This window comes from Vibrio sp. Vb0888 (genome assembly GCF_033338835.1).
Lineage (GTDB): Bacteria > Pseudomonadota > Gammaproteobacteria > Enterobacterales > Vibrionaceae > Vibrio > Vibrio alginolyticus.
This window is the reverse complement of the sequence record NZ_JAWOTL010000089.1, coordinates 1-1,579: the sequence shown is the minus strand read 5'-3', so window position 1 is coordinate 1,579 and position 1,579 is coordinate 1. Positions and strand designations below refer to the sequence as shown.

Annotated in this window: 2 protein-coding genes; both read left to right on the top strand. The window is 44.2% G+C overall.

From position 1 onward, the window contains the following. The first annotated feature begins 107 nt into the window (after positions 1–107). A complete protein-coding gene (locus R7P72_RS24060) occupies positions 108–749 on the top strand; it encodes an alanyl-tRNA editing protein (protein ID WP_318110835.1) in 642 nt (213 codons plus the stop codon). A 134-nt stretch (positions 750–883) separates the two neighbouring features. Beyond that, a partial coding sequence (locus R7P72_RS24055; protein ID WP_318110834.1) for an AraC family transcriptional regulator occupies positions 884–1,579 on the top strand: 696 nt, incomplete at its 3' end.

The window sequence follows — 1,579 nt, the reverse complement described above, 5'->3', positions numbered from 1 at the left end:
ATAGGCTCCTTCGGGAGCTTATTTTTTATCTCATCAGCATCGCTTGACTTCACTTATTAGCCGCGTAGCATCGATGTACGTCAATATTATGTGCAAAGGAAGGCCATATGACCGTCAAGGTATTTTGGAAAAACCCTTACCAAACAGAACTCACCTCCACGGTAACTCGAATTTCGGACAATGAAGTCGAGTTATCCCACACTATTTTTTATGCTGAATCCGGCGGACAAGAGAGCGATGCAGGTACGATCGACGGGATTCCTGTCGTCGGTGCAATTAAGTCTGGCTCACGCATTGTTTACACTCTAGAACGTCAACCCACGTTTCGAGTTGGCGACCAAGTGATCACTCAAATTGACTGGCAAAGGCGTTATGCGTTGATGAAGCTCCATTTTGCGGCGGAAGTCATACTTGAACTGTTCATGCAAAAATTTGCAAACATTAAGAAGGTTGGCGCACATATCTCCGCAGATAAAAGCCGAATTGATTTTAAATGGCCTGAAAGCATCACGCCACTGCTGGCGGAGTTTCAACAACGAGCTCAGGCAGTTATCGATTCGGACGCTGAGATTGAGAGCGCATTCTCTGACGAAGGCCAAGAAAGGCGCTATTGGAAAGTGGAAGGCTTCGCTCAAGTGCCTTGCGGTGGTACACATCTTAAACGCACCTCTGAAGTCGGCCGCATTGCCTTAAAACGTAAAAACGTTGGTAAAGGAAAAGAAAGAGTCGAAATTACTCTGGTTAGCTAACCGATTTCAGCGTTCAGTATTTCTGAACGCTGATTAAAAAATATCAAATTGACTCTCTGACCGCGAGAACTAACATTCACGCACTTTGTTCATATCGTTTCAAGATAGCGTTGACACTCATTTTGGAAATGTAAATGAAGGCTTTGATTGAGGTTCTTGACGGGCAGGTGAAACACTGTCCGATAAATCAAAAGTTTGATATTAGCTCGACGGATTTTTACATTGTCTTAAACCATAACTGTGCTTTGGAGTTATGTGATTCTAAAGGTATTAAACAGCTTATCGACCCACCTTGTTTGGTCGCTATTGGCGCGGATTTCAAAGGGCAAATCGCCATCAATTCGTTCGTAGAAAATGCCAATATTTCGGGTTTCAGACTGGCAGCGTGTTTCATTGAAAAACTCAATCAACAGTTGAACTTCCGCGAGCTTTGCGATGGCGTGTTCTCGGGGAATGTAGCGGTGAGTTTCACTTTACGTCCGGGAATCGTGGATATTTACTCGGCATTAAAAGCAATGGTGAAAAAGGGCTGTGGTAACCGTTCAAATGATGAATTGCTCGATATCAACAGCATGCTTTTGTATTTGTTGATGCACTTTGAGCAGAGCGCCAGTCAGGCAGAAACTCGTTCATATTCTTCGTTGTCTTCACGTATTCGCGCGCTGATTTCTAAAGATCTAACGAAGCCGTGGACGCTCAAAGAAATTGCGAAACTGGTTTACATGAGTGAGTCGACGGTAAAAAGAAAGTTGAACAAGGAAGGGACGACGTTTACTGACGTGCTGCAGGCTGCACGACTAGATACAGCACAAAAAATGGTGTGCGATAGC